Below are 7888 nucleotides of genomic sequence, written 5' to 3'. Positions count from 1 at the left end.
GCACCCCGAGGAGTGCCGCCACCGCCCCGCCCGGACCGGCCGTCGCGTCAGGAACCGGCCGGGCGCTCCACGGACACACGGTCGGACTGCGGCTCCCAGCACTCGACGTTCTCGAAGGCGAGCCCCGGGATGCGGTCCCGGGTGAAGACCGGGTCGAGCCCCTGCCGCCGCTGCGCCTGGTAGTCGTCCAGCAGTTTGAAGGCGACCACCGACAGCGGCAGGATCGCGACCAGGTTCACCAGCGCCATGAAGCCCATGAAGACGTCGGCGAGGTTCCACACCGTGCTGACCGTGCCGAGCGCACCGAGCACGACGGTGACCAGGACGAGCGCGCGGTAGCCGGGCAGCACCCAGGTCCGCTCGGTCATGAACTCGATGTTGGACTCGCCGTAGTAGTAGTTACCGATCATGGAGCTGAAGGCGAGCATGAAGACGACCAGCGTCAGCATGTGCCCCGCCCAGCCGCCCAGGGTGGCGGTCAGCGCGTCCTGCGTCAGGTCGGCGCCCTGCCGCCCGGCGAGCTCCGGGTTGGTGGTCAGGATGATGAACGCGGTCATCGAGCAGATCAGCAGCGTGTCGAAGAAGACGCCGAGCGACTGCACCAGCCCCTGCTTCACCGGGTGCGAGACCTGCGCGGTGGCGCCCGCGTTGGGTGCGGAGCCCAGCCCGGCCTCGTTGGAGAACATGCCGCGCCGCACGCCCTGCTGGATGGCGGCGCCGATGGCCCCGCCCGCGACCTCGCGGAAGCCGAGCGCGCCGCCGACGATGTCAGCGAAGACCCGCGGCACGTCCCCCAGGTTCATCACCACGACGACGGCACCGAGCAGCAGGTAGACGCAGGCCATGACGGGCACCAGCATGGTGGTGACGCGGGCGATGCGCCGCACTCCGCCGAAGATGACCAGCGCGAGCAGCCCGGCCAGCAGCACTCCGATCGCGGCCGGGAACCAGGAGGTGTCGGTCGCGTCGAACGAGCCGGCGGTGACCGTCCGGATGGTGTTGGACTGGACGGCGGTGAAGACGAAGCCGAAAGTCAGCGTGATGGTGATCGCGAAGACCACACCGCCCCAGCGTTTGCCCAGGCCGCGCTGGATGTAGTAGGCGGGGCCGCCCCGGAAGGTGCCGCCCTGCCTGTCGTCCCGCACCTTGTAGAGCTGCGCGAGTGTGGACTCGACGAACGCCGAGGCGGCGCCGAGCACCGCCATGACCCACATCCAGAACACCGCGCCGGCACCGCCCAGCGTGATGGCGGCGGCGACACCGGCGATGTTGCCGGTGCCGACACGGGCGGCGGCGGAGATGGTGAACGCGCCGAACGACGAGACGTGCTTGCCTCCGTCGGGGGCCGTCTCCGCCTTGCCGCGGACGACGCGCAGCATCTCGGGGAAGAGCCTCAGCTGCACGGCCTTGGAGCGGAAGGTGAACCACAGGGCGGCGACCGCCACCAGGGGGATCAGCAGATAGGTCCAGAAGACGTCGTTGACGTCGACGATGAAGGCGTCCAGAGACTCCATACGTGTCCTCAAAGTCGGATGATGCTCGGCTCTGACGGCGCACCCATGGCGTCCGGCCGCGGAAGTGGTCCTCCGTAGAAAGCTTTCGGCAGGCTACCCGGAAGCCAACACCCCATTCACCGACGAACGGTGGTTTGGCTCACACAGTGGTACATCCCACCCGGTCCGCCCCTCCTGGGCGGGAGCCGGCGCGCCGGACCCGACCGGCGGGCGAGGCGGGCGGCCGGACACGCCGAAGGGCGGCACCCCCGGCCGGGGAGTGCCGCCCTTCGTCCAGCTGCTCGGGCCCTGTGCGGTGCCGAGCCGCCTGAGCTGCGTGGAGCGACTGATCCGCGAGGATCAGAAGTCCATGCCACCGCCCATGCCGCCGGTCGGGTCCGGCGCGCCGGCTCCGGCCTTCTCCGGCTTGTCGGCGATGACGGCCTCGGTGGTGAGGAACAGCGCGGCGATGGAGGCCGCGTTCTGCAGCGCGGAGCGCGTCACCTTCGCCGGGTCGATGATGCCCTCGGCGATCATGTCGACGTACTCGCCGGTCGCGGCGTTGAGGCCGTGACCCACGGTCAGGTTGCGGACCTTCTCCACGACGACGCCACCCTCGAGACCACCGTTGACGGCGATCTGCTTGAGCGGGGCCTCCAGGGCGAGCTTGACGGCCTTCGCACCGGTCGCCTCGTCGCCTTCCAGCTCCAGCTTGTCGAAGACGCTGGACGCCTGGAGGAGGGCCACGCCACCGCCGGCGACGATGCCTTCCTCGACGGCCGCCTTGGCGTTGCGCACCGCGTCCTCGATGCGGTGCTTGCGCTCCTTCAGCTCGACCTCGGTGGCGGCACCGGCCTTGATGACGGCCACGCCGCCGGCCAGCTTCGCCAGGCGCTCCTGGAGCTTCTCGCGGTCGTAGTCCGAGTCGGAGTTCTCGATCTCGGCACGGATCTGGTTGACCCGGCCCTGGACCTGCTCGCTGTCGCCGGCACCGTCGACGATGGTGGTCTCGTCCTTGGTGATGACGACCTTGCGGGCGCGGCCGAGGAGTTCGAGACCGGCGTTCTCCAGCTTGAGGCCGACCTCCTCGGAGATGACCTGGCCACCGGTGAGGATGGCGATGTCACCGAGCATGGCCTTGCGGCGGTCGCCGAAGCCCGGGGCCTTGACGGCGACGGACTTGAAGGTGCCGCGGATCTTGTTGACGACGAGCGTGGACAGCGCCTCGCCCTCGACGTCCTCGGCGATGATCAGCAGCGGCTTGCCGGACTGCATGACCTTCTCGAGCAGCGGAAGGAGGTCCTTCACGTTGCTGATCTTGGAGTTGACGATGAGCACGTACGGGTCGTCGAAGACGGCCTCCATACGCTCCATGTCGGTGGCGAAGTACGCCGAGATGTAGCCCTTGTCGAAGCGCATGCCCTCGGTGAGCTCAAGCTCGAGCCCGAAGGTCTGCGACTCCTCGACGGTGATGACGCCTTCCTTGCCGACCTTGTCCATCGCCTCGGCGATGAGCTCGCCGATCTGCGTGTCGGCGGCCGAGATGGAGGCGGTGGAGGCGATCTGCTCCTTCGTCTCCACGTCCTTCGCCTGCTCGAGCAGGGCGGCGGAGACAGCCTCGGTGGCCTTCTCGATGCCGCGCTTGAGCGCCATCGGGTTGGCACCGGCGGCAACGTTGCGGAGTCCTTCGCGGACCAGCGCCTGCGCCAGGACGGTGGCGGTCGTCGTTCCGTCGCCGGCGACGTCGTCCGTCTTCTTGGCGACCTCCTTGACGAGCTCCGCACCGATCTTCTCGTACGGGTCCTCGAGCTCGATCTCCTTGGCGATGGACACACCATCGTTGGTGATCGTGGGGGCGCCCCACTTCTTCTCGAGGACGACGTTCCGGCCCTTGGGGCCGAGAGTGACCTTGACGGCGTCGGCGAGCTGGTTCATCCCGCGCTCGAGGCCGCGCCGTGCCTCCTCGTCGAACGCGATGATCTTGGCCATGTGAAGTGGTCCTCCCAGACGGGGTGGATTTCTCCGGACCGCACCGGCGCCCGCGACGGACGATCTGCGAGTCTGGCGGTTCCTTCCCGCCAGACCGGCCGACCTCACCGAGGTGGTCCGCAAAACTGTCACTCTCACCTGCAGAGTGCTAACGCCAATGATTAGCACTCGACCCCGTCGAGTGCAAGCGGCTTCCGCGGGGCGGACCCGGCCCGGAAGGGCTCTCGTCAAGGGAACCAGCAGATCAGAAGGGTCGCCCGGGGTTCAAGCGGAACCTGTGGACCGACGCGGGCGTGCCGCATGCCACGCGCCCCTGCCCGCTCCTGCACCCCTCCGCACAGCCGAGCCCTGCCCGCCCCGCGACCCTCCGCGCCCCGGCGCCCGCCCCTCAGCGCGCCGACACCCGCACCCGCACCCGCACCCGCACCCGCACCCGCACCCGCACCCGCACCCGCGAAAGGTTTCGCGGGCACGGCGAAGGGCCCGTGCCCCACGGGGGACACGGACCCTTCTGACGCGTGGTGTGGTCGTCGCTCAGGCAGTCAGGCGAACCATGTCCGCCTGCGGCCCCTTCTGACCCTGCGAGATCTCGAACTCGACTCGCTGCCCCTCCTCAAGGGTGCGGTACCCGTCCATCTGGATCGCGCTGTAGTGGACGAATACGTCCGCACCACCGTCGACCGCGATGAAGCCGTACCCCTTCTCCGCGTTGAACCACTTGACGGTGCCCTGAGCCATTCCTAACTCCCCTAATGCTGGCCCTTTCGCGAGACCGCACTCCGCGGACCTCGGGTCAGACCTCACCCCCTAAGTCACAGGAGGTGTGCGCCGGAACGCGTCGACCGCCGCTGAATGTATCTGCACGGACGCCCTCTGCAACAGGTCAATCCGACGAGAATTCCGAGCACGGGTGATCGGAAATTCCGGGACAGAGACTGGCCAATCAGGGCAACCCAGGCCGGGCATAGCGGATCAACCCGACAAATGGATCACCATTCTCGGGCAGAAGTTGTCGCGTTCTCAGATGACGCGGCAAGCGCTCAGGGGGGCGGAACACACTCTATCGCCTTTCTAAACATGGATTCGCCCCCTCCATAGACCCGATGGAGGGGGCGAATCAGCCGAGCAGGCGGCGGAACGACCGGTTCAGCCGCCGGCGACGGCGGGAATGATCGAGACGCTCGCACCGTCGGGCGTCGCGGTGTCCAGGCCCTCGGCGAAGCGCACGTCGTCGTCGTTGACGTAGACGTTGACGAAGCGGCGCAGCTTGCCGGTGTCGTCCAGGACGCGCGGGCCGATGCCCGTGTGGTTCTTCTCCAGGTCGGTGAGCACCTCACCGAGGGTGGCGCCGTCTGCCGGCACCTCGGCCTTGCCGCCGGTGTAGGTGCGGAGAATGGTCGGGATGCGGACGGTAACGCTCATGCGGTTCACCTTCTGTGGACCAGGCCGCGGAAACGGGCACTGGGGAAGCGGGCGCGGGGAAGCGGGAACGGGCCCCCGGAACGGCCCGTTCGGTCGGGCTGCGGGAGCCGGTCAGCCGAGGCCGGCCGCGCGGAACGCGTCCAGGCTGGGCCGGATCACCGCGGACGGGCCGGAGGTGGGCGCGACCGCGTCCAGCGTCTTCAGGCCGTCACCGGTGTTCAGGACCACGGTCGTCAGCGACGGGTCCAGCGCACCTGACTCGATCAGCTTGCGCGTCACACCGACGGTCACGCCCCCCGCGGTCTCCGCGAAGACGCCCTCGGTGCGGGCCAGCAGCTTGATCGCGTCGACCACCTGCTCGTCGTTCACGTCCTCCACCGCGCCGCCGGTGCGCCGGGCGATGTCCAGGACGTAGGGGCCGTCCGCGGGGTTCCCGATGGCCAGCGACTTGGCGATGGTGTCCGGACGCACGGGGCGCACCACGTCGTGGCCGTCCTTGAACGCCCGCGACACCGGGGAGCAGCCCTCGGCCTGGGCGCCGAAGATCTTGTACGGGCGGTCCTCGACGAGCCCGAGCCGGATCAGCTCGCGCAGCCCCTTGTCGATCTTGGTGAGCTGCGAGCCGGAGGCGATCGGGACGACCAGCTGGTCCGGGAGCCGCCAACCCAGCTGCTCGCAGATCTCGTACGCGAGGGTCTTGGAGCCCTCCGCGTAGTAGGGCCGCAGATTGACGTTGACGAAGCCCCAGTTCTCGCCGATCGGGTCGCCGATCAGCTCGCTGCAGAAGCGGTTCACGTCGTCGTAGGTGCCCTCGATGCCGACCAGCTCACCGCCGTAGACGGCCGCCATGACGACCTTGCCCTGCTCCAGGTCGTGCGGGATGAACACGCACGAGCGCAGGCCCGCACGGGCCGCCGCCGCGCCGACCGCACCGGCCAGGTTGCCGGTGGAGGAGCAGGAGAGCGTGGTGAAGCCGAAGGCGCGGGCCGCCTCGACGGCGATGGCCACGACCCGGTCCTTGAAGGAGTGCGTCGGGTTCCCCGAGTCGTCCTTGACGTGCAGCTCACCGGTGATGCCCAGCTCGCGGGCCAGGTTGTCGGCCTTGACCAGCTTGGTCATGCCCGGATTCAGGTTCGGCTTGTCCGCGACGTCCGCGGGCACCGGCAGCAGCGGCGCGTAGCGCCAGATGTTGTTCGGGCCCGCCGCGATCTCGGCGCGCAGCGCCTCGGGATCACCCTCGGGCAGGTCGTAGGCGATTTCCAGCGGTCCAAAACAGGCCGTGCACGCGAAGCTCGGGCCGAGCGGGACACGTTCTCCGCATTCGCGGCAGGAGAGCGCGACGGCCGGTCCGAGGGAAACGGTGGAGGTGTCGGTGTTGCTTTCAACTGCTTGCACAGCCATGGAGGCGAGGCCCTTTCTCCTCATCTTCCCCGTGACGTATTTCGCCATGGGACGGAATTGGCACCTTCCCCACGGCGGCTTCGCCCCGAAATGTCGGATGAACGAGTGCGCGCGGGAGGGTTGCCGGGGCTTCAACGGGCCGTTCCCTCTGCCCCTCTGGATGAGCGGTATGACGCCGGGCGACCTGGCCACCCGAGGTGTTTGTCCCGCACGGAGCGCCGACGGGCCGGGGGCTACCCCGACATGCGGTGGTCACATGCGTTGCTCAAGACTGTAACCGACGCCCGCGAAGGTGGAGCGGGACGTCCGCACCGCGAGACACCCGCCCACTCCAGGGGCTCCTGCCCCGGACGCGAGCCACCCGGAGCCGAACCGTTCTCCGCGCCGGCCCCGCACCGGACCGGGTAACCCGAACGGCCCAACGCCACCGCCCCGACGCGCCCCCCGACAGACCGCCCCGAGAGCCGAGCCCGCCCCGCCCCCGGACCGACGTGACCGCCCCGACCGACGAGACCGCCCCGACAGACGTGACCGCCCTGACCGACGTGGAAAACCGAGCCGAGGGAGACGCACACGTGCTGGACGAGGTCGACTCCTGGCTGCGGCGCCGCTCCTGGCAGGCCGCAGACCGCACGCTCCCCCAGTTGCTGGCCGCCAAACGCGCCGCCGGCCCCAGCGGCAGCGTCAGCGTGGTGCTGCCCGCCCTCAACGAGCAGGCCACGGTCGGCGAGATCGTGTCCGTGATCCGCGCTGAGCTGATGACCGAGGCGGTACCGCTCGTGGACGAGCTGGTGGTGATCGACTCCGGCTCCACCGACCGCACGTCCCAGGTGGCGGCAGCCGCCGGAGCCACCGTCGTGCACCGCGACGCGCTGCTGCCCCGGCTGCCGGCCCTGCCCGGCAAGGGCGAGGTGCTGTGGCGCTCGCTGCTGGCCACCAGCGGCGAGATCGTCTGCTTCGTCGACGCCGACCTGCGTGACTTCCGGTCCCGCTTCGTGTCCGGCATCGTCGGGCCGCTGCTCACCGACCCCGGTCTGCACCTGGTGAAGGCCATGTACGACCGGCCGCTGGGCGACAACCCCGGGGGCGGCGGCCGGGTGACCGAACTGGTCGCGAGGCCGCTGCTCGGTCTCCACTGGCCCCGGCTGGCCGGCTTCGTCCAGCCGCTGGGCGGCGAGTACGCCGCGCGCCGCTCCCTGCTGGAGCGGCTGCCGTTCCCCGTCGGCTACGGGGTGGAGCTGGGCCTGCTCATAGACGCGCTGGAGGCCGTCGGTCTGGACGCGCTCGCCCAGGTGGACGTCGGTGTGCGCCGCCACCGGAACCAGGACGGCCAGGCGCTGGGCCGGATGGCCGCGACGATCTACCGCACCGCGCAGTCCCGGCTGTCCGGCGCTCCCCTGACCCGTGCCGAACTGACCCAGTTCGACCGCTCGGCCGACGGCGGTTTCGCCCCGACCACCCACCGGGTCACCTCCGAGGAACGCCCCCCGATGTGCACGATCGCGGAGTACCACGCCCGCCGCGCCGCCTGACCGGACGCCCGTCGGGGCCGGGCGACGCGGCCCGGGCCCGGGGGCCGCGCG

The 7888-nt window shown here is 69.9% G+C and carries 6 protein-coding genes and 1 riboswitch; of the genes, 1 reads left to right on the top strand and 5 read right to left on the bottom strand.

The window, feature by feature from the left end; translation table 11 throughout:
• Window positions 1-47 precede the first annotated feature (47 nt).
• The 5 genes from ACYVE9_RS10395 to thrC all read right to left on the bottom strand — a co-directional run bounded on the left by ACYVE9_RS10395 (window position 48) and on the right by thrC (window position 6305).
• Window positions 48-1514, bottom strand: a complete 1467-nt coding sequence (locus tag ACYVE9_RS10395; RefSeq protein WP_461027483.1) for an alanine/glycine:cation symporter family protein — start codon at window positions 1512-1514, stop codon at window positions 48-50.
• A gap of 339 nt (window positions 1515-1853) precedes the next feature.
• The gene (gene groL / locus ACYVE9_RS10390) at window positions 1854-3482 is read right to left on the bottom strand and encodes a chaperonin GroEL (protein WP_461027482.1); all 1629 of its coding nucleotides are present in this window, start codon (window positions 3480-3482) and stop codon (window positions 1854-1856) included.
• A gap of 534 nt (window positions 3483-4016) precedes the next feature.
• Entirely contained in the window at window positions 4017-4220 is a 204-nt protein-coding gene (locus ACYVE9_RS10385) for a cold-shock protein (RefSeq protein WP_219092312.1), read from the bottom strand.
• Window positions 4221-4628: 408 nt separating this feature from the next.
• Window positions 4629-4904 carry a MoaD/ThiS family protein gene (locus ACYVE9_RS10380; RefSeq protein ID WP_461027481.1) on the bottom strand — a complete coding sequence of 92 codons (276 nt, stop codon included), beginning with the start codon at window positions 4902-4904 and terminating at the stop codon, window positions 4629-4631.
• Window positions 4905-5015: 111 nt separating this feature from the next.
• Complete coding sequence (gene thrC / locus ACYVE9_RS10375; RefSeq protein WP_461027480.1) at window positions 5016-6305, bottom strand: threonine synthase; 1290 nt, start codon at window positions 6303-6305, stop codon at window positions 5016-5018.
• A gap of 17 nt (window positions 6306-6322) precedes the next feature.
• Window positions 6323-6472, bottom strand: a riboswitch (SAM riboswitch).
• Window positions 6473-6880: 408 nt separating this feature from the next.
• On the opposite strand from thrC, the gene ACYVE9_RS10370 reads away from it, so the two are divergent.
• Window positions 6881-7837 (top strand): glucosyl-3-phosphoglycerate synthase, encoded by a 957-nt coding sequence (locus tag ACYVE9_RS10370; protein ID WP_461027484.1) that lies wholly within the window; start codon window positions 6881-6883, stop codon window positions 7835-7837.
• Window positions 7838-7888 lie beyond the last annotated feature (51 nt).

Source organism: Streptomyces sparsus (assembly GCF_054776295.1).
The sequence above is the reverse complement of the archived record's forward strand: the minus strand, read 5'-3'. Positions and strand labels throughout refer to the sequence as shown.